At 42.0% G+C, this 21972-nt stretch carries 21 protein-coding genes; 8 read left to right on the top strand and 13 right to left on the bottom strand.

The window, feature by feature from the left end; translation table 11 throughout:
• The first annotated feature begins 1 nt into the window (after position 1).
• Positions 2-1351 (top strand): ATP-dependent protease ATPase subunit HslU, encoded by a 1350-nt coding sequence (gene hslU, locus ABJL82_RS04650; RefSeq protein WP_347273559.1) that lies wholly within the window; start codon positions 2-4, stop codon positions 1349-1351.
• A 215-nt stretch (positions 1352-1566) separates the two neighbouring features.
• The gene (locus ABJL82_RS04645) at positions 1567-2304 is read left to right on the top strand and encodes a gamma-glutamyl-gamma-aminobutyrate hydrolase family protein (protein WP_347273558.1); all 738 of its coding nucleotides are present in this window, start codon (positions 1567-1569) and stop codon (positions 2302-2304) included.
• 90 nt (positions 2305-2394) lie between these two features.
• Here the strand turns inward: ABJL82_RS04645 and ABJL82_RS04640 are convergent, their stop codons facing one another.
• Positions 2395-2826, bottom strand: a complete 432-nt coding sequence (locus ABJL82_RS04640; protein ID WP_347273557.1) for a transcriptional repressor — start codon at positions 2824-2826, stop codon at positions 2395-2397.
• 356 nt (positions 2827-3182) lie between these two features.
• Here ABJL82_RS04640 and ABJL82_RS04635 point away from each other — a divergent pair, with 356 nt between their 5' ends.
• Positions 3183-3719 carry a flavin reductase family protein gene (locus ABJL82_RS04635; RefSeq protein ID WP_347273556.1) on the top strand — a complete coding sequence of 179 codons (537 nt, stop codon included), beginning with the start codon at positions 3183-3185 and terminating at the stop codon, positions 3717-3719.
• Positions 3720-3795: 76 nt separating this feature from the next.
• Here ABJL82_RS04635 and ABJL82_RS04630 read toward each other — a convergent pair whose 3' ends face one another.
• The 12 genes from ABJL82_RS04630 to ABJL82_RS04575 form a co-directional block, all read right to left on the bottom strand.
• The gene (locus tag ABJL82_RS04630; RefSeq protein ID WP_347273555.1) at positions 3796-4920 is read right to left on the bottom strand and encodes a sodium ion-translocating decarboxylase subunit beta; all 1125 of its coding nucleotides are present in this window, start codon (positions 4918-4920) and stop codon (positions 3796-3798) included.
• Positions 4921-4946: 26 nt separating this feature from the next.
• A complete protein-coding gene (locus tag ABJL82_RS04625) occupies positions 4947-5312 on the bottom strand; it encodes a biotin/lipoyl-containing protein (RefSeq protein WP_347273554.1) in 366 nt (121 codons plus the stop codon).
• 70 nt (positions 5313-5382) lie between these two features.
• Positions 5383-5766 carry a hypothetical protein gene (locus ABJL82_RS04620; RefSeq protein WP_347273553.1) on the bottom strand — a complete coding sequence of 128 codons (384 nt, stop codon included), beginning with the start codon at positions 5764-5766 and terminating at the stop codon, positions 5383-5385.
• Between the two features lie 244 nt (positions 5767-6010).
• Positions 6011-7561: an acyl-CoA carboxylase subunit beta gene (locus ABJL82_RS04615; protein ID WP_347273552.1), complete on the bottom strand. Its 1551-nt coding sequence runs from the start codon at positions 7559-7561 to the stop codon at positions 6011-6013.
• A 46-nt stretch (positions 7562-7607) separates the two neighbouring features.
• Positions 7608-8030, bottom strand: a complete 423-nt coding sequence (mce, locus tag ABJL82_RS04610; protein ID WP_347273551.1) for a methylmalonyl-CoA epimerase — start codon at positions 8028-8030, stop codon at positions 7608-7610.
• Positions 8031-8036: 6 nt separating this feature from the next.
• Positions 8037-9692 carry a methylmalonyl-CoA mutase family protein gene (locus ABJL82_RS04605; RefSeq protein ID WP_347273550.1) on the bottom strand — a complete coding sequence of 552 codons (1656 nt, stop codon included), beginning with the start codon at positions 9690-9692 and terminating at the stop codon, positions 8037-8039.
• The gene (gene meaB / locus ABJL82_RS04600; protein WP_347273549.1) at positions 9689-10648 is read right to left on the bottom strand and encodes a methylmalonyl Co-A mutase-associated GTPase MeaB; all 960 of its coding nucleotides are present in this window, start codon (positions 10646-10648) and stop codon (positions 9689-9691) included. The genes ABJL82_RS04605 and meaB overlap by 4 nt, the downstream gene beginning before the upstream one ends.
• A gap of 102 nt (positions 10649-10750) precedes the next feature.
• On the bottom strand, positions 10751-11176 hold the full coding sequence (locus ABJL82_RS04595; RefSeq protein WP_347273611.1) for a cobalamin B12-binding domain-containing protein: 426 nt from the start codon (positions 11174-11176) through the stop codon (positions 10751-10753).
• Positions 11177-11335: 159 nt separating this feature from the next.
• Entirely contained in the window at positions 11336-11632 is a 297-nt protein-coding gene (locus ABJL82_RS04590; RefSeq protein WP_347273548.1) for an anion permease, read from the bottom strand.
• Between the two features lie 138 nt (positions 11633-11770).
• Entirely contained in the window at positions 11771-12580 is an 810-nt protein-coding gene (locus ABJL82_RS04585) for a hypothetical protein (protein WP_347273547.1), read from the bottom strand.
• Positions 12581-12798: 218 nt separating this feature from the next.
• On the bottom strand, positions 12799-13722 hold the full coding sequence (locus ABJL82_RS04580) for a metallophosphoesterase family protein (protein ID WP_347273546.1): 924 nt from the start codon (positions 13720-13722) through the stop codon (positions 12799-12801).
• Positions 13723-13756: 34 nt separating this feature from the next.
• Complete coding sequence (locus tag ABJL82_RS04575) at positions 13757-14563, bottom strand: protein kinase (RefSeq protein ID WP_347273545.1); 807 nt, start codon at positions 14561-14563, stop codon at positions 13757-13759.
• A 1019-nt stretch (positions 14564-15582) separates the two neighbouring features.
• Between ABJL82_RS04575 and ABJL82_RS04570 the strand changes: the two genes are divergently transcribed.
• The 5 genes from ABJL82_RS04570 (at position 15583) to ABJL82_RS04550 (ending at position 21837) form a co-directional block, all read left to right on the top strand.
• Positions 15583-17142 carry an ammonium transporter gene (locus tag ABJL82_RS04570; RefSeq protein ID WP_347273544.1) on the top strand — a complete coding sequence of 520 codons (1560 nt, stop codon included), beginning with the start codon at positions 15583-15585 and terminating at the stop codon, positions 17140-17142.
• Between the two features lie 58 nt (positions 17143-17200).
• On the top strand, positions 17201-17539 hold the full coding sequence (locus ABJL82_RS04565; RefSeq protein ID WP_347273543.1) for a P-II family nitrogen regulator: 339 nt from the start codon (positions 17201-17203) through the stop codon (positions 17537-17539).
• A gap of 316 nt (positions 17540-17855) precedes the next feature.
• The gene (locus ABJL82_RS04560; RefSeq protein ID WP_347273542.1) at positions 17856-19211 is read left to right on the top strand and encodes an ammonium transporter; all 1356 of its coding nucleotides are present in this window, start codon (positions 17856-17858) and stop codon (positions 19209-19211) included.
• Between the two features lie 880 nt (positions 19212-20091).
• The gene (locus tag ABJL82_RS04555) at positions 20092-20430 is read left to right on the top strand and encodes a P-II family nitrogen regulator (protein WP_347273541.1); all 339 of its coding nucleotides are present in this window, start codon (positions 20092-20094) and stop codon (positions 20428-20430) included.
• Positions 20431-20490: 60 nt separating this feature from the next.
• Positions 20491-21837 carry an ammonium transporter gene (locus tag ABJL82_RS04550; protein WP_347273540.1) on the top strand — a complete coding sequence of 449 codons (1347 nt, stop codon included), beginning with the start codon at positions 20491-20493 and terminating at the stop codon, positions 21835-21837.
• The last annotated feature ends 135 nt before the right edge of the window (positions 21838-21972 follow it).

Below are 21972 nucleotides of genomic sequence, written 5' to 3'. Positions count from 1 at the left end.
AGTGGAGGAATTGACGCCTCGAAAGATTGTTGAGGAGCTTGATAAATATGTTATTGGGCAGAAAAGCGCCAAGCGCGCCGTGGCGATTGCGATACGAAATCGCTGGCGCAGGCATCAGCTTTCTGAGGAATTACGTGAAGAAATTTTACCAAAAAACATAATAATGATAGGGCCTACCGGCGTGGGAAAGACTGAAATAGCACGCCGCATGGCATCGATGGTAAAGGCGCCATTTCTTAAAATCGAAGCATCCAAGTACACTGAGGTTGGATATCACGGACGTGATGTTGAATCTATGATACGCGATATTACCGAAATTGGCGTTAATATGGTAAAGGCAGAGATGGTGAAAGATGTTCAGAGCAAAGCAGAAGAGCTGGCGGAAGAACGTCTCCTTGACCTGCTATTGCCGCCGACTCCAAAGAGTTCTGAGAAAATGGATAAGGAAAAAGAGGAAGCAAAAGAAGACCAGCGGATAAAAACAAGGGAAAAGCTCAGAAAAAAATTGCGGGATGGCGCTCTTGCTAACCGCACGGTGGAGCTTACCGTGCATGAAAAGTCATATGTGTTGCAGGGATTTGTCGCCGGTGTGGAAGATATGGGGATAGATTTTCAGAACATGATGGAAAAAATGATCCCGCCGAGGGCACAGGTCAGAAAGGCGCCGGTTGCCGAGGCGAAGAGGATTTTAATACAGGAAGAAGCGGAAAAACTTATTGATAAGGAAAAGGCGATACAGGAGGCAATTCGCAGGACAGAACAGTTTGGGATTATTTTCCTGGATGAAATTGATAAAATTGCGGGGCGCGAAACAAGTAGGGGCCCTGATGTGTCCCGCGAAGGGGTGCAAAGGGACCTCTTGCCGATTGTAGAGGGCACCACTGTGAATACCCGATACGGAATTGTCAAAACCGACCGTATCCTTTTTGTCGCGGCAGGAGCGTTTCATGTCTCAAAACCTTCGGATTTAATTCCTGAGCTGCAGGGTAGATTCCCTATTCGTGTTGAACTGGAAGATTTGGGGAAAGAAGAGTTTTTACGTATTTTAACAGAGCCAAAAAATGCGCTACTCAAACAATATAAATCACTTCTTGAGACAGAAGGGATAAAGGTTCATTTTAAAAAAGAAGCCATTGAGGCTATTACGGAAATTGCCGTGCAGGTAAATAAACGTACACAGAACATTGGGGCAAGGAGGCTGCATACTGTTTTGGAAAAACTGCTGGAGGACGCCTCCTTTGATGCACCTGATATGGAGGGGGGCAAGGAAGTGGTTATTGACGATAAGTATGTAAATGATAAATTGCAGGCAATTGTCAAAGACGAGGATCTTAGCCGGTATATATTGTAAAAAATGAATAAGAGACAAACGTACGCGAAAAAAGAAAATTTATTTCGTTTAACATATTTCGGTCATCATTATTAATACGCCAACCACTTCAGGAATATTCCCGCTGTACCATCCAACGTATGTTTCCTGCCAATAATGCCCCTCTCCTTAATCCCATTACTATAAAAACGAGCCTTGCTGTTTCGTCAAAACCTTTACGATAGTTGCTTAAGGTTATGAAGCCAATCATTGCGGTAAACTGTGATTATCGCTGGGAAAAAACCCGGCCTCATTCTTTTGTATACAGAGAGTATTGCGATGCGATAATCATGGGAGGCGGCATACCTGTTTTATTGCCTGTGCCGAGAGAAAAAGAGGAGGTTGTTTCTCTTTTAGAAAAAATGCACGGACTCCTTCTTACCGGCGGGGATGATATTTCCCCTGAATTGTACGGTGAAACAAGGCATAAAAACACGATATGCATCCATCCTGACAAAGAAGTTTCAGATATTGCCCTTTTACATCATTCCCTTCAATTAAAGATCCCCGTTTTTGCTATATGTTATGGCGTTCAGTTGATAAATGTTGTTTTCGGCGGCGCCCTTATTCAGGATATTCCCAGCCAGAACACCAAATGTTGTAATCATAGGCAAACCGGTAAAAAACAGACACATACTGTTACCATCGAAAAAAATACCTTGCTCCATAAGGTTGTGGGGGAAGAACACATTGAGGTGAACAGCGCACATCATCAGGCAATAAAAAAACCGGGCAGCGGTCTCATTGTTTCTGCCCGTGCACCTGACGGAATCATTGAGGCCATTGAAAGCAGAGACCATCCGTTTTTGTTGGGAGTACAATGGCATCCGGAGCGTCTGTGCGATAGTTCCTCACACAAAAAAGCACTCTTTTGTGAATTTATACGCGCCTGCGAAACATTCAGAGGGGAAAGAGAAAGGCAATCCTGGCGGTAGATGCATAAAATGGAACGGAGAGAATGTTGTTCAACCGTGCGAAATGGGCAAACAAAAAATTCAGGGAGGTTACCGGAGAGATGAATTGCTTTAAAAACGGTCGCTACTGCTGCATTTACTGCAAACGCCGAAGAAAGATATCTGAAAGCCTGAAACAGAGAAATCTTTTCTTAAAGAATCGTCAAGTCTTATATTGGCGGTAAAATCTCCGTGAATGTCATATATTTCCCTGCACTCAGAACAAATAAAATGGTGGTGAACACTAATATCAGGATCATAATGCTTGCGGTCTTTATCAATGGTGAGTTCCTTTATTTCACCAAGATCCCTTAGCGTTTCCAAGGTTTTGTAAATTGTGGTAAAGGATACGGACGGATATACCTTCTTGACTTTTTTGAAGATCTCCTCGGCAGAGGGATGGGAGGTGTTATTCTCCAATACTTTGAAAATCATCAACCTTTGCGGTGTAATTTTAAGCCTGTTATTCTTTAATGTGTCCGTAAGTTTTTCTACCGTTTGCATGACAAATAGTAAATCCTAATAAAAAAATAGTCCTAATAAAAAATAATTATTAAACAATTAACATATTATTTAAAAAACAGTGTTATATGTCAATAAAAAATTAATGATGTTATCATAGCGGGGCAAAGACGGAACATAGCATAAAAACAGAAACCGCTATGGATTACGTTTCAAAATCGAAGTGTCTTTCAAACAGGATTTCCATTGCTTGTTTGGAATTACTTCAGGTCATTCAAACAAAAAAATCTCTTTGGACTAAAAATTAAAAATTCATTACCTTATCAAAGCTTTTGCATTGACATTCAGACGGAGAAACGATGGTGATCGTTGAAAACCGCTGAAACAGGAGTGGCAAAATGACAAAAAAGTTGTTCCCTCTATCCAAAGTTTATGGACTGATCGAGCCGGGACCAGTGGTTCTGGTAACAACCACTCGCAAGGGGCGGGCGAATATCATGACTATGTCTTGGCACATGATGATAGATTTCGAGCCGCCAATCCTGGGTTGCGTGATTAGCAATCGAAACTACACGTTTGACATCGTTAAGGCGACCAGGGAATGTGTGATCAATATCCCGACGGTGGAGTTGGCGGAGAAGGTGGTGGGTTGCGGGAATACCTCCGGACGAAAGACCGATAAGTTCAGGACCTTTGGGCTAACACAGGCGTCCGCCTCGTGCATCAGTGCACCGATCATCGATGAGTGCTATGCGAATCTTGAATGCAAGGTTGTCGATGGGAAGATGGTAGCCAAATATAACCTCTTCATCCTTGAGGTGCTCAAGGCGTGGGTCGATCCTGCAAACAAGGACCCGCGGACGATTCATCATCGAGGGAGAGACGCTTTCATGGTAGCCGGCGAGGCGATCAAGTTGCCTTCTAAAATGAAATAGTCTCTCTAAAATTCACGAAAAAAGTATTTTTTAGACAATTGTCTAATCTTTCGCGTTGTATAGACAATAAAAATGCTTACCTCGCTAACCTCGCAATAAAGTAACCCGCAACAACTGCGGTGCCAATAACACCTGCAACGTTTGGCCCCATAGCATGCATAAGCAGGTAATTATCTTTGTCCTCCCTCTGTCCTTCCATTTGAGCCACTCTTGCCGACATAGGAACGGCTGATACTCCGGCTGCGCCAATCAAAGGATTAATGGGATTTTTCGGGTTGATTCTGTTCATTAATTTCGCCATAAGAATACCTCCTGCTGTTGAAATTCCAAAGGCAGTTACACCGATAAAAACAATCTTTAGTGTTTCAGCAGTAAGAAATCGTTCTCCCTTCATGGTAATACCCACACAAACTCCCAGGAAAATAGTAACGATATTAATAATCTCATTTTGTGCTGCATGTGATAACCGATCAGTCACGCCACACTCACGGAGGAAATTTCCGAGCATTAACATGAAAATCAATGATGAAGCCTCGGGAACAATAAGTACACCGGCAATCATAACAATCAAACAAAAAAGCAATTTCTCTGGTTTTGATACTTTCCGAAGCGATTTCATTCGTATTCTTCTTTCCTGTCTTGACGTTAATGCCCGCATAATAGGCGGCTGGATCAGGGGCACGAGTGAAATATAAAGATAAGCGCTTATGGCTATCGGAGCAAGGAGTTCAGGGGCAAGTTTATTACTTGTAAAAATGGCAACAGGGCCATCAGCGCCACCGATAATGCTAATTGACGCCGCCTGATGAGGGGAAAAACCCAATAAGACAGCAGCAATAAATGTCACACACATCCCCAACTGGGCGGCAGCGCCGAGTAAGAGCGTACGGGGATTTGCTATTAATGGGCCAAAATCTGACAGGGCGCCCACTCCTAAAAAAACCAGGGGAGGAAATATTTCCCAGGTAATCCCCTTTGAAATATAATAAAACAATCCTCCAGGTTTGCCATCTATAGGAAGATTTACCATGCCATGCGTAGGAAGATTTGCTATAAGCACCCCGAAGGCAATCGGAACAAGCAGTAATGGTTCAAAGCCTCTGTAAACAGCAAGATACAGTAATATGCATGCAATTATCCACATTACAATCATTTGTAATGATATCTGTTGAATCGGCAATAAATGCAATAATTTAATCATGCAAAACATTATAGGATTGCTCCCATTTACGAAATATTTAATAATAATTGATCTTCTTCGACTGTCTCTCCGCTTTTTACATAAATTGCATCTATATTACCATCATGAGGAGCGTAGACGTAATTATTCATTTTCATTGCCTCTAAAACCATTAATCGTTCTCCCTCTTTCACGTATTGTCCTTTTTGTACAAAAATAGTGCCTACTTTCCCTGGTATCGGACTCGTAAGATCACCGTGTCTCTTATCTGTTAGAAGCGGTTCTTGAGTAATAATCAGACTCTGTGAAGGTGTTTGTTTTTCCGGATGTGCAATTGAAGGGGCCTCTTCGCCAAGGATTTCTACAAGTACCTCGTATACTTTTCCCTCAACAGTTATTCTTAGTTTTTTCATAAAACGCCCTCAAAATATACCCGTTATCACTCAAACCTCAGAATATTCCTTACGCAACACGCAAAACAAATCAGCGAACTTTATGAGATGCAAAGTGCTGGCGTCTGCCCTCTGCAGACCATGTCTGGAGATAAAGCTCTCCGGAAACCAGACCATCATCGACACGCCGGATGGAAACAATTTTATGCGGTTCTTTTATTACCTCATCAACCGCTGCGGCAATGATTGCACAAAGCCTGTTTTGCTCTATTCCATGTGGGAAAATCTCCGGTTCTTCTAGTGATTTTTCTCCGAATATCGCTTTAACGCCTGCTGTAGATTTCCGGTTTTCTGCCTTTCTCACAAAATACCCAAGTACGTATATTAACAGGGCAATTCCACCCAGACTTGCCATCACAAAAAACAACCCTGTTACTTGAAAATAAAAAGTTTTCCAAAAAGACCAATGTTCCATATGTGTTTTCTTATTTTATTAAAAGATATCGTAATATTTTGTACCTATTCAGCGTAATCTATTAAACGACCGAATCACAACTCGTTCCCAAACTTCTGTTTGGGAGCGTAAATAGACGAGAAACTGCGTTTCTCTTTAAAATTATGTTCCCAAACAGGAGTTTGGGAACAAGCAAGGCAAAACAGTTGCAGTTTTCAAAATACTAAACTGATACAAGGTATCTGTATTTTAAAATACACTGTCGTCACAATGGCATATTTCCATGTTTCTTCGGGGGGAGTGTTGCGCGTTTTGAAAGGGTATTGTGTAATGCAATCGCCACTTTATACCGTGTGCACGAGGGTTCTATGACATCGGAAATCAATGCATTGGCTGCCGCCTGATAGGGAGAGGCAAACCGCTGATGATACTCTGAAATCAGTTTTGCCTCCGTGGCTTTTGGATCTTCGGCGTTTTTCAGTTCATGCCGGTAGAGAATTTTGACTGCCCCTTCGGCGCCCATTACAGCGATCTCCGCTGTCGGCCAGGCAAATACGACATCTGCCCCCATATCACTGCTGCACATGGCGAGATATGCTCCACCATATGCCTTACGGAGAATTACGGTAATCTTTGGAACGGTAGCTTCAGCGTAAGCATACAGCATTTTTGCCCCATGCCGGATAATGCCCCCTTGTTCCTGAGCCACCCCTGGTAAAAAACCAGGCACATCCACTAACGTTACCAGCGGTATGTTAAACATATCACAGAAACGGATAAACCGGCTTGCCTTATCCGATGCGTCAATATCAAGGGTTCCTGCCTTTTCTATGGATTGATTAGCGACCAACCCCACAACAATCCCTTCGATCCTTGCAAATCCGATAACAATATTTTTTGCCCACTCTTTCTGTACTTCCAGAAATGAACCGTTGTCTACAAGCCTCTTAATAACCTCCAATACATTCATCGGTTCCTTATTATCCGCGGGAACGAGTTTATTCATTCCCTCATCCTTATCGAGCGAAATGTTTTGTGTTGGCCGATGAGGCGGATCCATAATATTATTGGATGGAAAATATGAAAGTAACTGGCGAACAAGTCCGATAGCATGTTCATCATCTTCCGCGACAAAGTGAATATTGCCGCTTATTGAAGCGTGAACTGTAGTGCTCCCTATTTCGTCCATCATTATATCTTTTCCGGTGGCCGACCGGATAACATCCGGGCCGCAAATAAACATGTAGGAATTATGTCTGGTCATAATGATAAAATCCATTAGTGCGGGAGAATATGACGCTCCTCCGGCACATGAGCCTGCAATAACGGCAATCTGTGGCACCACTCCTGACAGCATTACATTTTTGGAAAAAACTTGTCCATATCCCGATAGTGAGTCCACACCTTCCTGAATTCTCGCCCCCCCCGAATCATTAAAACCTATTACCGGTATTCCTGTTTTTATGGCATAGTCCATTAAATCACATATTTTCCTGGCATGAATCCTTCCCAATGAGCCGCCGCTTACCATAAAGTCCTGGCTAAAAGCGGCAACGGGTTTTCCGGCAATGTGCCCAATTCCTGTTATTGCTCCGTCGCAGGGCAAAAATTTTTTTTCCATGCCGAAATCGTGGCAGGCATGTTGTGCGTGCATTCCTGTTTCCTGGAAAGTATTTGGGTCGAAAAGATTAATAAGGCGTTCCCGTGCCGTCATCATCCCCTGTTCATGCCTCGTACTTGATTTATCTGCTCCATAAGTGAGAATCTGATTTTTTCGGTTTTCCAGATCTTCAATAAGTTTTTGTGAAATAGTCATGAGCAACTGTTATTTATTTGCAAATAGTTTTCTATTTTATGAATGACTAAACATTGTCTTTCTGTTCAATTTCAACCGAACAAAATTCCGTAAGTACTCCGTGGGTAGATTTCGGATGGAGAAAGGCCGCCTGCCTGCCTCCCGCTCCTTGTATGGGAATCTCATGAATCAGGCGGCAACCAGCGTCTTTTGCCTTTGATAATTGTTCATTAATGTTGTCCGTCGAAAAGGCCACATGGTGTACACCCTCTCCATGTTTTTCTAGAAATTGCGCCACAGTGCTGTCTGAAGAAGTTGGCGCAAGAAGTTCAAGGCGAACGGCACCTACCTGAAAAAAAGCAATCTTTACTTTTTGAGAAGGTACTTCTTCTTTGCCGCTGCACTTTAATCCAAGGACTTGTTCATAATATTGAACGGCCTCGTCAAGTGACCGTACTGCAATTCCCAGATGATCAATTTTTTGTATCATATACTTTTAGAACCCTTTTTTCCCCTCGTAAATGCCAAATACGTTACGCAGGACGTCGCAGATTTCCCCCAGTGTTGTATAACAGCGAACTGCTTCAATAACGTAAGGCATTACGTTCTCTTTTCCCCTGGCAGCTTCATCAAGGCGTGACAATGACTTCATGACCTTTTGATTATCCCGTTTGGCGCGTATTTTTGACAATTTCATAATCTGGTTTTCTTCGGTAAATTTATTGATTTTAAAAACGGAAGGAGGCGTTTCTTCAGTCTCCTGAAATTTATTTAGTCCCACAATAATTCGTTCACCGTTTTCTATTTGCCGCTGGTATGCGTATGAGGAATCTTCAATCTGACGCTGAACAAAGCCCGACTCTATTGCTGCAACCATGCCTCCGGCGGCATCAATCCTGCCGATCAGCGCTAAAATTTCATGCTCCAATCTGTCTGTCAGATTTTCAATGTAGTATGAACCGGCGAGTGGATCAACGGTATTACACACCCCTGATTCGTATGCTATGATCTGTTGAGTACGCAAGGCTGTTCGAACAGAGCCTTCCGCTGGAAGAGTAAGGGCCTCATCACGGGAATTTGTGTGCAAAGACTGTGTACCCCCAAACACCGCAGCAAGGGCTTGCAATGTTACCCTTGCAATATTGTTGTCAGCCTGCTGTGCTGTCAGGGTATAACCGGCAGTTTGAGTATGAAACCGAAGTTTCAGGGAAGCAGTATCTTTTGCCTTGAATCGTTTCTTCATCAACTTTGCCCAAAGTCTCCTGGCTGCTCTAAATTTTGCTATCTCTTCCAGAAAATCAGATGATGCATTAAAGAAAAAAGTCATGCGTGGGGCAAATACGTCAACATCCAGTCCTGCAGAAATTGCCGCCTGCGCATAAGCGCAGGCATTCGCGAAGGTAAAAGCAATTTCCTGTACTGCCGTAGAACCTGCTTCTCTTATATGATAACCGGAAACGGAAACCGTATTAAATTTCGGCATTTCCCTGCTGCACCATTCTATTATATCCGTCATTAAACGTATACTTGGTTGCGGTGGGAAGATATATGTTCCACGGGCAATGTACTCTTTCAGTATATCGTTTTGCACAGTTCCAGACAATTGAGCAGGCTTTATCCCCTGTTTCTCCGCCACCACAACGTACATGGCAAGAAGTATTGCTGCGGAAGAATTGATTGTCATAGAAGTGGAAACCTTATCCAGTGGAATGCCGTTAAAAAGTGCTTCCATATCAGCAAATGTATTTATGGCAGCACCTACTCTCCCTACCTCGCCATGGCTTATTTTATGATCGGAATCATAGCCGATCTGTGTCGGCAGGTCGAATGCCACGGAAAGTCCGGTTGTTCCCTGTTCCAGCAAATAGCGGTATCTCTTGTTGGACTCTTCAGCGGAGGAAAATCCGGCATACTGCCTCATCGTCCAGAGACGTCCCCGGTACATCGTGGGTTGAACTCCTCGTGTAAACGGATATTGTCCTGGAAAACCTATTTTTGACAGATATTTTTCATCAAGTTCCTCTGGCAACGCTAAACGTTCTGCATGAAGACCGGAATCTGTTTTAAACTCCTTCTGTCTTTCCTGAAATCGTTCCAGTGTTTTTTTGAGTACCGTTTCCGTCCATTCAACAAATGCAGGATGCTCATTCATGAAAACACCTCCGAATGGTTTCTTTTTGGCATATATGATCCGGATATACAAATGTCGTCAATTAACTTACGGGCAATTGTGCGTGGATCTCCTGTATAATTTTCAGGGCATTCTTTAAGGCGACTCCTGAGCTCATCACGCATCATCTCAATGGCACAATCGATTATTTCCGTTTCTCTTGTTTGTTTCCGTTTATTTGTAAATTGTCCGCTTTTGCGCCGTTCATTGTCGATCATCTCAATTGAAGCAGCAAGATTTTCTATTCCGTACGCCTCCTTGGCAATAACACGACAAACAGGACAACTTCTCTGATGGAGCACGTTCTCCAGTTCCATAATCAGGGAGTCTGCGCCCGGACACTCTGCTTTATTTACAACCACGATATCCGCTATTTCTATAATACCGGCCTTCATCGCCTGTATTTCATCGCCAGCACCAGGGGCTAATACCAGCACTGTAATATCCGCAAGTCTGACAACATCGATCTCTGTTTGCCCAACTCCTGAAGTTTCTATGATGACAGGGTTGCATCCGGAACAGATCATTATCCTTACAGCCGCAGTAGCAGCAGCGCATAACCCTCCCTGTTTCCCCCTTGTTGCCATTGAACGTACCACCACATCTTTATCCATAGCGTGCCTCATCATTCTGATGCGATCTCCAAGAAATGCGCCTCCGGATACCGGAGACGACGGGTCTATCGCCACAATTCCTACTCTGCATCCCTGTTTGCGATAATAGGCAATCAATTGGTTAATTATTGTTGACTTTCCTGTGCCAATAGGTCCTGTAATGCCCAATATCCTCGATTCCTGAATGCTTCTTGCATTTATTTGCTTCAAAAGTGCGTCAGCCCTTTGATCGCCATCTTCGATTATTGAAATAGCGCGGCCAATCGCACGCGGTTCCTTTAGATAAATTCCCTTCACAATTTCATCAATATCATTATCATTCATACTTTCAATCGCATCCTCTTGTACGTATTATGCATTGCACGAGACATGATTGTGCTGTCTATCAAAACTTATTTGCTCTTAAAAATTTACACTCATACATTATTAAATTGTTTTGTGTTTTTTCTGACGATATTTTTCAGTAGCGTCTCTGAAAGCGTTCAATATTGTTTGAACCGGTGTACCTGCGGTAAATATTTCGCACATTCCCGCATCTTTTAAATATTGAATATCTTCCTTAGGAATGATACCTCCTCCTATTACAGGGATATCAGATCCTTTTGCCTGATGAAGGGCTTTCAGCACTTCGGTAAAAAGTTCGTTATGCGCGCCGGAAAGGACGGAAAGACCAACAGCATCCACATCTTCCTGTATTGCCGTTAATGCGATTTCTTCAGGCGTCCGGCGAATACCCGTGTAAATGACTTCAAATCCATCGTCACGAAGACTGCGGGCAATAATTTTTGCTCCACGATCATGACCATCCAGTCCTGGCTTTCCTATTAATATTCTTCCACGGCACTGTTGTATATCCATACAAATGACCTTTCTATCTTTATAATATTGAAATTACAACATTTTGCCCATTCAACCATCAAAGAGGAAAACGCGCAAGCAGAATTTTTGTTGCAGAAAGGCCTTCTCGTTTTAGCAATTTTTTTTATCGGTAGAGAATGGTTTAAATTTTCCTTACTTCTTTATTACCCATACCGGCGACTCTGAAAGCGCCATACCAAAAACAGGAACGGCTAAGAAATAGATAAGCGCTGTTATCAATGCCACGCCGAATAGGTTAAGAACAAGGCCGGTTTTGGCCATCATTGGTATTGTGACCTGGTCACTGCTGAAAATAATGGCATTGGGCGGTGTTGCAACCGGAAGCATGAACGCACAAAATGCAGAAAGTGTTGCGGGGAGCATTAAAGCAAAGGGATGTATGTTAAGCGTTCCTGGAAAATAGAGGAAAAACAGAGGGACACTTCCCATAGTAATTTTTGAAATACGGGGAGTGTCCCTCTATTTATCAAACTGATTAATTGTTTTCCTGCCGAAAAAACAGGATAAACAACATTGACGAAATACCTGAACCCGCTTTAAGCACTTTTTACCTATACGGAAAAACAACTACACTACCGCCTCCAATTCATTTTTTAATAATTCTGCAGAATGTATACGATTTAACGGGTTTTCCTCCAATAATCCCAAAATAACATTGTGTAGTTTCTCGGGTATTGATGAATTTAACTCCCGGGGAGGGACCGGATTCTCTTGCCACAACTTATTTGTCAGGGCTTCATAGAGAATCAATCCAACAGAATACAAATCGGATGTGGCCGCAATCTTAATCTTTTTCAACACATCCTTTTCCCCCTCATTTTTTCTCAAGAGTTGTATCATTTCTTTCTGCTCCGGGGAGGCATATTCCCTGCTCATACCAAGAAGCGTCTCTCCCGTTTTAATAGTGCATTCAAGGTCAATAAGCGCCATTACACCCGTAGTTGGATTTAGTATAAGATGACCGGGTTTGATATCGGAGTGAAGGTATCCTTTGGCATGCATGTGCATCAAAGGCAAAGTCACGCCTGCAAAATGCTGAATTACCCCTTCGATTTCTTTCCGGTCGGTCATATCCCTTTTTTTATAATATTCAAGTACGCCCTCACCTTCAAAGTGGGTCATAATAAGATAATGTTGTGCTAAAACAAACTTGTCATCCTTATACATGGTATCCCTTCCCACTTTATATCGAACCGGAATTTGCGGATGTGAAAAGAGAGCAAGGATTTTATATTCTCTCGAATAGTCATTGGAGGGATGATATTTTATGCCCCACTGATTTTCTTTTAGCTCCGGATTACAAAGGATTGCATAATTAGCACGGTGCCCGGGGGTAATCTTAAACTCTTTAAACGTATATTTGTTAATAGAATACATTTTATATACTCCCGATAAAAAAATGGTGAAATTCGAAACTCGAAACTCGAAACAAATCCCAAAAAATAAAAATTGAAATGACCAAAACCATAAGAGTCGATTTGTTTTGAACATTTGAATTTTGAGTTTCGGTATTGTTTCGAATTTCGATATTCGAATTTAGAATTTAGAGGCTTCTACATATCGACGAAATTTTGTCGATATTAGACGCTAAGCGCCTAAACACCTTTTAATACCCTCTGTGCCAGTTCATTCGGCAATTTTGCTTCGGTTATTCTTCTTGATGCAGCTTCAGCATTATATCTCACACGCCTGAAGCTTATCTGGTTTAAAGTGGAATCAAAAACAACATAACACCCGTCGGGATTTCCATCCCTAGGCTGACCCAGTGAACCAACGTTAACATAATATTTCCAGTCATTGTTTTGATCCACCGTAAAAGATTCTGTCTTGTCGGAGCATTCTTTTTCAATCACCATTAATCTCATATCATAATTGTCGGTAGGAATGAGAACGGAGGCATTTACCAATCTCTTCTCTTTCGTGTAAATGTATGCCGCTGGCCGGTGTGTATGCCCGCCAAATGTTATCTTTGACCACAAGGTGGTGTATTTTAAAACGCTTGCATTTTTGGCATATTCATAACCCATAGGATACGAAGGGGTACTGTGTACTATTTCAAACCCCTCCTTCTTAAATTTTTTTCTCAGCGATAAACGTTTTAAAAAGGTATAATTCTCCTTCGTCAATATCCCCCTTGTCCAATCCGCTGCGGCTTGTGCTACGGGATTCATTTCAGAGGTAAGGGATGGTTCCCCGACTACTTGTTTATCGTGGTTTCCTCCAATGACAACGCATTTCTTTTCCATTAATTGAATGGCGTCCATAAAATCCCTGTCGGGAGAAGTTTCCGGATTGATTTGTTCAAGGATTTTATACATTCTTTCAAGCGGTACTTTTCTCTTTCCATACTTTATGTAGCGTACAATGTCGCAGCATTCATTTGGAGAGGCGCCATACCCTACTATATCGCCTGCGATAAGCAGTCTGTCAATGGTACCTTCCTTTTTCGCAATCTCTTTAATAAATGCAATCAGAGAATCAACATTTCCATGAATATCTGATATTATAATGTTTTTCAAGTGTTTGCTTTCCATAATAAGTAAAAGGCATTTATTAGATACTGCGCAACATCTTTTCCAGTTTCTCTGCGGAAGAAATCCTGTTCGAAACATCTTCTTCCAAAAGCCCCATGATAATTTCTTCCAGTTTTTGAGAGATATTTTTATTAATTTTGTGCGGCAAATCCATCCCTTTTTGCCATTTTTTTTTCGTTAACGTTTCATAGAATAAGAGACCTATGGAATACAAATCTGTTCTGCCATCCAACTGCATAGAAGAAGGAAGGCCGTCTTCGCCAGGATCTCCTTTTTGGCTCCTCAAATAATCAAGAATGCGAAACTGTTCAGGCGAGGCATACTCCCTGCTGATTCCCCGCAAAACCTCTCCCTGTTTAATAGCCAGTTCAAAGTCAATAATATGCCCCAAACCTGTTTCCCTGTTACAAATCAGATGCCCTGGTTTTATATCACAATGAATGTACTTCATCGTATGCAGATATATTAAGGGGTCGCAAACCGTAAGAAACATCTTTACCACTTCATTTATGACCTTTACCTTTTCCACATCCTTTTCCCTGAAATATTCCAGAATATCTTCACCATCAATATGTTGCAATACGATAAAGTTCTGTTTTATCAAAAACCTCTCATCCTTGTATAAATCACCATGTCCAACATCATACACTTTAGGAATTTGTTTATGATTAAGCTCTTTGAGAACATTATATTCTCCGGAAAAATCAGCATAAGGGGCGTATTTTATCCCCTTACCGGCAGCATTAACCAAAACAGCATAGTTAGACTTATGTAAATTTGATTCGCACTTAAACGTTTGAAAACAATAATTATTAATTATATACATACGTGTTATTGTTATCTAAGAAAACATATACCCTAAGACGGTATAGCCAGAACCAAACAAGCACGAGATAAAAAATACGAAGCACGAAATACGAAAGATGCGCTAGTTTAGAATTTCAACTCATTTTGTCATTAGAATTTGTTTCGTATTTCGCGCTTCGTTCTTCGTGCTTGTTTGGCCTATGCCAGCCCAGGGCGGACTTTATACATATATCAATTGGTTGACGGCAATGATCCTGTACAATGTTGTTTTTCGACCATTAGTTCGCATAAAAAATGCCAAATATTCAATTTATGACTTCAAAGCGTTGATTTTTATATTTTCATAAGAAAAAGAGGGGTAAAATTAAAACACATCCCCTGCCTGTAAGGTATTCATATGTTTTGCATTATACGCAAAATTTAAAACAACTATCTTTATAAACAAAAAATGAATCTATATTAAATTCTTTATACGAACAAATGAAAAAATGATACCCACCCATGAATGCTGTGGTTGAAATAAACCATCGCTACATTTCGAATTTAAAGCGTGATTTATTCATAATTGCCAAATTATTAAATACTTATGCAATATATTTATAAATACTGATATATTAATTATTTATAAACTATTTTGCCTATAAACCATAGAGGAAGTATTATTTATACTGCAGCATAGCTTTATCTATTTTATTTTAAGATAGTTACGGATTTTAACATCATAGGAAACTGCCTTTAAAAGAATATACCGCAAACGGATGGAATAATAATTGCTCCAATAAGCCAATTCAAGTTGAATGGCTTTTATCATCACGTATATTTTATAGATAGAGAAGAGAATTCTATCGCCAGTTATCCATTCAACGCATTAAAATTATGCGGAATTCTCAGGTTGCATTTGTTATACTTCTCCGCTTTTCGGAAGTTTTATTTTAGAAAGGGGGTACTATTGAAAATATAATATGCCGGTATAACATTTTATATTGTAGACAAATTTGTAATTTTAGTGGGGTGATAAAAAGGAGAGGGACTTAACTTATGAAAATGTATAACAAATTTATGATCGGTGTTTGGCTTTTACTAATAATGGGTCTGTTTGCGTTTGGCTCGGGGGTTGTTGAAGCGGCAGGAGACCCAAACGGTTCCGATACGTATTCTGATAGTATTGAAGGATTAAAGATTTCAATCAATGTCGTATGGACGTTGATTGCCGCATTCCTGGTATTTAGCATGCAGGCAGGTTTTGCCTTTTTGGGGGGCTTTTTACGACAAAAGAATATGCTCAACTACCTTGCGCATTGTTTCATTGATTCCACGTTGGGGGCATGCGTTTTTTACTTTTTCGGTTTTGCTGTGATGTTTGGCGGGTCTCAGGCGTATTCAGGCCTTGATAGGGGCTGGCCTGGAATTGGCTGGGACGGCTTCATGCTTCTAGGGGATGCATATGACGTACAAACGGTCATGTTCTGGCTCTTCCAAATGGTATTTGCAACAAAAACAGTAACAATTATTGCAGGCGCCGTTGCAGAAAGAATGAAATTTGTGCCTTATGTTATCTACAGTTGTTTGATGTGCGGCATTATCTATCCGCTTTATGGTCATTGGGTGTGGGGAGGCGGATGGCTGAGCACCCTTCCAATTGGCGCCGGGGTAGTAGATTTTGCGGGTTGCGCCGTTGTCCATACTGTAGGGGGCATTATGGCTCTCATGGGCGCATGGGCGGTTGGTCCGAGAAAAGGCAAATATAATCCTGATGGCTCACCAAATGCCATTCCCGGACACAATATGACATACGTCGTCATTGGTTGTTTTATTCTCGCCTTTGGCTGGTTTGGCTTCAATGCCGGAAGCACCGTGGCAGGTACTGATTTACGTATATCAATAATTGCGACTAATACCTTCCTTGCCGCTGCTGCGGGCGCAGCAATTATGTTGTTCTTTACATGGAAGAGACAAGGCTTTGCTGACATATCGTTTGTTTGTAACGGAGCTTTGGCTGGGTTGGTTGCGATTACCGCGCCTTGTGCTTATGTAGCGCCATGGGCAGCGGTTGTTATCGGAGTCCTCGCGGGTCTTATCATGAGAGGCACCGTATCCCTGGTTGAAGTCAAATTTAAGATTGACGACCCTCTTGGAGCGGTGGCAGTGCATGGTGCAAACGGCATGTGGGGTATGCTTGCCGTAGGGCTGTTTGCCGATGGAACCTATGGTGTAAATGGTTTAATCCTTGGCACAGGCGATCAATTGCTTGCCCAATTTATCGGAACCATCGTAGCTTTTGCGTATGCATTTGCCTTTGGCGGAGCAGTTTTCTTTGGATTGAAAGGGACAATTGGTTTAAGGTCTTCCGCCTTGGAAGAAGAAGAAGGGCTGGATATTGCATATCACGGTACTTCATGCTATCCTGTGGAAGAAGGATACTTTGGCGCCGTAGGGGAACACCTCATCGATGTCCAGGCGGAAAAAGAACAACTCTCTCTGCTTGAAGAAGCAATCAGCAAGGACCGTTCACGCGAGAAGATTTATTCCGAAAAACTTGGCAGATGGGTATACGGAAAGGCAAAACAAGAAAAACACTCGTCGAAATCTAAAAAATAAGACCTGTTTGTGGTCAAATAAACACATATAGAGTATTTACTATGAATGGAGGATTTTCATGAAAAAAATAGAAGCAATAATCAGGCCGGAGAAGTTCAATATTGTACGGGACGCCTTGACAGAAATGGGCTATCCTGGAATGACTGTTACGGAAGTAAAAGGCCACGGCAGTCAAAAAGGAATCAGCGAAGTATGGCGCGGCAGGCGGTATCGTGTTGATTTGCTGTCAAAAATAAAACTGGAAATTGTGGTAAAAGACGAGGATGTACAAAAGATTGTCGATACTATCACCACGGAATCACAAACGGGAAGCATCGGAGACGGAAAGATATTTGTCATAAATGTCGAAAACGTTTATAGAATTCGTACAAAAGAGAAAGACGCGACTGCCATTTAACGAGAACTCAATACCGCGCTAAATTCAAAGTTGGCGCTATCATGAATAGTTTTGATAGCGCCAGCTATTTTTCTGTAGTAGGGGCGAAGCATTTGTCTGCGCAGAAGATAAGAACTAAAAAGCTGCACACGCGCCAACTCTGTCCTATTGAACGAGTTATACTGTATGCAGACACACTTCGCAGTGCATAACCCTGACAGGGTTCCGAACCCTGTCAGGGTATACTGTACGCAGGCAAATGCTTCTCCCCTGCGGTCACAAAAATTTTTTCCCCTGACATTATAGTATTTATAAAAAATTTATCGGGAGTGGTGTATTGAAAAGGCGCCTTCTTTTTATCACTTTAATCGTCATAGTAACATGCCTGGCAAATGATACGTTTGCAGGAGACCCCAGCGGAAAAGAAACATACTCTGACAGCATACAGGGATTAAAATTTTCGGTAAATTTTGCCTGGATATTAATGAGCGCTTTTTTGGTTTTTAATATGCAGGTTGGTTTCGTCTTCCTTGGGGCTGGATTTGTACAAAAGAAAAATACCCTGAATTACGGCGCTATGAGTTTTATGGATTTTTGCGCCGGAACAATAATTTTCTGGCTTTTTGGCTTTGCTTTAATGTTTGGAGGTTCTCAACTTGCTCCCGGGCTTACCAACGGAAACAAATTTATCGGTTATAGCGGATTTTTGCTGATAGGCGACTCATACGACGTTCATATTTCTGCGCTCTGGTTATTTCAGGTTATGTTTGCATCTACTGCTTCTACGATAGTAACCGGCGCTATCGCGGAAAGATGTAAGTTTCATGCCCATGTGCTTAATAGTATTTTCCTGTGCGGCATATTGTATCCTGTTTATGGACACTGGATGTGGGGCTATGGCTGGCTGGAAACGCTGCCATTTGGGGTAGGCGCAAGAGATTTTGCAGGTTCAGGAGTTGTACACGGAGTAGGGGGCCTGATTGCTTTTGTCGCGGCCTGGCGCGTTGGTCCAAGATATGGCAAGTACAATCCGGATGGCAGCCCGAATGTTATCCGCGGACATAACCTTCTGTATATAGTAATAGGGACACTTATCTTAATTTTCGGCTGGTTTGGATTTAATGCCGGCAGTACGCTTGCCGTTACAGAATTGCGCGTATCCATAATAGCAACTAACACCTTTTTGGCCGCCGCCGCCGGCGCTCTAACCCTGCTCTATATTTCCTATTTTATGACAAAAACGTTTGGCGTAAGCATGGCATGCAACGGTGCCCTTGCGGGCTGTGTTGCAATTACAGCATCCGGCGCCTATGTTCCCCATTGGGCAGCTATTGTAATTGGGGTCATTGGCAGCGCACTGACATGTTTCAGCCTGGATTTCATTGAAAATAAATTAAAGATTGACGACCCTGTGGGCGCCATATCGGTTCATGGAGTAAACGGGATATGGGGCTTACTTGCAGTAGGTGTATTTGCAGACGGGACATACGGCGAAGTAAGAGGTTTGATTACAGGTTCCGGCTGGCAATTGCTCTCCCAGTTTATCGCCAGCATCACCTTAATTGTATGGTGCCTGGGAATGGGCTTTCTTTTTCTCTCTTTCCTGAAACGTGTTATAGGATTAAGAGACCCCATCAGCGCAGAGCAAAAAGGCCTGGATCTCTACGAACATGGCTCCGGGTGTTATCAATAATTTTTGCACGTAAAAAAACATATTGAAACAAAAGCACATTTGTGCCTTATCCCTTTTTACTTGTTCCGTAGACACTCTATACAGAACCTTACCCTGAAATATAGTACGTTTTTTGTTATCTCAGAAGAAAAATAACAAACAAACCTTTTCGTTTTTTAATCACTCAATAGCATACTATTGCCGTTGTTCATACTCTTTTCACAAATCGTTATCCTCGTTTGTAAATGAGTAGCGAAACAAATATTTTCAAAATTTTTCTTGACTCCAAAAACAGATAATGTAACATGCGTTTCTAAAACTTCATTATATATAAATATTTTACCCTTAATAACTGCGGTTTGGTTAAGGTTACAAAGATGTACTTGTGATAAGAACAGACACTGCGCTTTTTCCCACGACGTTTAGTACCCTAAAAGTTGTTTCTTTGCATTTTTTGAAAAATATTTAATTATGAAATCCGATCTCGCATTTCGTGTTTCGTAATTGTTGTATGTTTTGGATTTGTTTCGTATTTCGTACTTCGAATTTCGTATTTTTTATTTCTTGCTTGTTTGGTTCCGGCTATACCAGCTAGTGTTGTAAAAAAACTTACAAAAAAAGATGTTTATTTCGGGGAATACGATAAAGCAAATGACTTTCCTTTTGAACAATTTTTTTCCTTTTAAAAAATACAATTATTTATTGTTCGTCACCATGACGTTTGCAAAAAACCGCTTTGCTGTAGTTCCATAATAGCTCTGCGGTTTTTTTTGTTTATTGTTTGAAACGAATATTGTTCCAGACTAATTCACATTATTTCAATGAAAGGAGGTTTCGTTTTTTGTCATGTTTTACGAATATTTTTTCTCTTTATTGTTTTCGTTAATGGGAGGTGGTAGTAATGAAAAAAATTGAAGCAATTATCAGGGACCAGAAATTAACAGCCGTAAAAGACGCCCTAAAGGCCATTGGGGTCGCCGGTATGACCGTCTCGGAGGTAAAAGGACACGGCACACAGAAGGGAATAACCGAAGTATACCGCGACAAACAGTATTCTGTGGATTTGCTGCCTAAAATCAAGATAGAGATCATCACCGCAGATGAAAATGTGGATAAAATTACCAAAACAATCGTTGATGCGGCACAAACCGGCAGCATCGGTGATGGTAAAATTTTTATCTATGATATAAAAGATGTAATACGCATAAGGACCGGAGATACGGGGGAAAAGGCAATTTAGCATTATTCCTGCGAATGTAAAGATAAGGATTTTTAAACTGACGAATAGGAGGTTTCAAAAATGAAAAAATTTAGTTTACTGACAATGTTAAGCCTTGTGTTGATGATGGCCGCATCATCCTCCGCATGGGCAGGCGAAGATGTGCTGGATACGGGCAATAATGCATGGATTCTTGTGTCAGCATCATTAGTACTTCTGATGTCTCCGGGCCTTGCCTTCTTTTATGGCGGCATGTGTTCCTCCAAAAATATCATAAATATGTTGATGATGGTTTTTATGAGTATGGCGGTAATCAGCGTTCAATGGGTATTCTGGGGATACTCTCTCTCATTTGGAGAGGATTGCGGCAACTTTATCGGCAGTTTAGCAAAGGCAGGCTTGCGCGGTATAACGCCCGATACACTCTCCGGCACCATTCCGGAATACACTTTTTTGGCATTCCAGGCGACATTTGCGATTATTACCGTGGGGCTTATCATGGGTGCCGTTGAAGGGCGCATGAAATTCAGCGCATTTTTAATATTTATCCCTCTGTGGGCAACTGCCGTATATGACCCGGTATGCCATTGGGTATGGGGCGGCGGTTTCCTCCAAGCCTGGGCAGTGCTGGATTTTGCCGGCGGAACGGTGGTACACATAAATTCAGGTGCGGCAGCCCTTGCCCTCGTGATATTACTCGGAAAACGCAAGAAACAAAACATAAGGCCACCATGCAATGTCCCGATGGTGCTTCTCGGCACTGGCCTGCTCTGGTTCGGATGGTTCGGTTTTAATGCTGGCAGCGAACTGGCTTCTGACGGAAGGGCTGCATTTGCATGGGTAATAACAAACTCGTCTGCAGCCACTGCAGCTTTCGTCTGGATGGTATGCGAATGGATTCATAGGAAAAAACCTACGCTTATAGGGGCGGCTTCCGGCGCAGTTGCCGGCCTTGTCGCCATAACCCCGGCGTCTGGTTTTGTAGGACCTTTAGGCGCTATACAGATTGGAATTATGGCGGGTGTTGGATGTTACTTTGCCAGCATGAAGCTAAAAGCGCTTTTTGGATATGACGACGCTTTGGACGTAGTTGGCGTACATGGGATTGGAGGCACAATAGGCGCATTTGCCACAGGTCTCTATTGCACCAAAATGGTAATGGGGCCTGATGGAGTTGACGGCTTATTCATTGGATGGGGTATGGAAGGTTTCAAACAATTGGGCTTGCAGTGTATTGGCTTCCTGATTTCATGGTCATACGCATTTTCAGTGACAATGATTATCGGATTATTTCTCAAGTATACGATAGGATTAAGGACTGCAGAAACCCAGGAAGACACCGGGCTGGATATCACTCAGCACGGCGAGATTGGCTACCACCTTGAGATGGAATCTACAAGCACATTGAAGGTGCCTGCCGGACACTAATTCCAGACCTATTACATCACGTGGTTTTAAGAATTAGATTTACGGAAAAATACAAGGCGCTGTCTCTTTGGAGACAGCGCCTTTTTTAATGGTAACGCTTTAGGCGCTTAGCGCCTCAACATAGACAAAATTTTG

The sequence above is a fragment of the Candidatus Kuenenia sp. genome (assembly GCF_039794105.1).
In the GTDB taxonomy this organism is placed as follows: domain Bacteria; phylum Planctomycetota; class Brocadiia; order Brocadiales; family Brocadiaceae; genus Kuenenia.
This window is presented reverse-complemented; position numbering and strand designations above follow the sequence as displayed.

Coding starts and splice junctions, on each gene's coding strand:
- ABJL82_RS04645 (WP_347273558.1), top strand. CDS start 1,567: ATGAAGCCAATCATTGCGGTAAACTGTGATTATCGCTGGGAAAAAACC.
- ABJL82_RS04640 (WP_347273557.1), bottom strand. CDS start 2,826: ATGCAAACGGTAGAAAAACTTACGGACACATTAAAGAATAACAGGCTT.
- ABJL82_RS04635 (WP_347273556.1), top strand. CDS start 3,183: ATGACAAAAAAGTTGTTCCCTCTATCCAAAGTTTATGGACTGATCGAG.
- ABJL82_RS04630 (WP_347273555.1), bottom strand. CDS start 4,920: ATGATTAAATTATTGCATTTATTGCCGATTCAACAGATATCATTACAA.
- ABJL82_RS04625 (WP_347273554.1), bottom strand. CDS start 5,312: ATGAAAAAACTAAGAATAACTGTTGAGGGAAAAGTATACGAGGTACTT.
- ABJL82_RS04620 (WP_347273553.1), bottom strand. CDS start 5,766: ATGGAACATTGGTCTTTTTGGAAAACTTTTTATTTTCAAGTAACAGGG.
- ABJL82_RS04615 (WP_347273552.1), bottom strand. CDS start 7,561: ATGACTATTTCACAAAAACTTATTGAAGATCTGGAAAACCGAAAAAAT.
- mce (WP_347273551.1), bottom strand. CDS start 8,030: ATGATACAAAAAATTGATCATCTGGGAATTGCAGTACGGTCACTTGAC.
- ABJL82_RS04605 (WP_347273550.1), bottom strand. CDS start 9,692: ATGAATGAGCATCCTGCATTTGTTGAATGGACGGAAACGGTACTCAAA.
- meaB (WP_347273549.1), bottom strand. CDS start 10,648: ATGAATGATAATGATATTGATGAAATTGTGAAGGGAATTTATCTAAAG.
- ABJL82_RS04590 (WP_347273548.1), bottom strand. CDS start 11,632: ATGGGAAGTGTCCCTCTGTTTTTCCTCTATTTTCCAGGAACGCTTAAC.
- ABJL82_RS04585 (WP_347273547.1), bottom strand. CDS start 12,580: ATGTATTCTATTAACAAATATACGTTTAAAGAGTTTAAGATTACCCCC.
- ABJL82_RS04575 (WP_347273545.1), bottom strand. CDS start 14,563: ATGTATATAATTAATAATTATTGTTTTCAAACGTTTAAGTGCGAATCA.
- ABJL82_RS04570 (WP_347273544.1), top strand. CDS start 15,583: ATGAAAATGTATAACAAATTTATGATCGGTGTTTGGCTTTTACTAATA.
- ABJL82_RS04565 (WP_347273543.1), top strand. CDS start 17,201: ATGAAAAAAATAGAAGCAATAATCAGGCCGGAGAAGTTCAATATTGTA.
- ABJL82_RS04555 (WP_347273541.1), top strand. CDS start 20,092: ATGAAAAAAATTGAAGCAATTATCAGGGACCAGAAATTAACAGCCGTA.
- ABJL82_RS04550 (WP_347273540.1), top strand. CDS start 20,491: ATGAAAAAATTTAGTTTACTGACAATGTTAAGCCTTGTGTTGATGATG.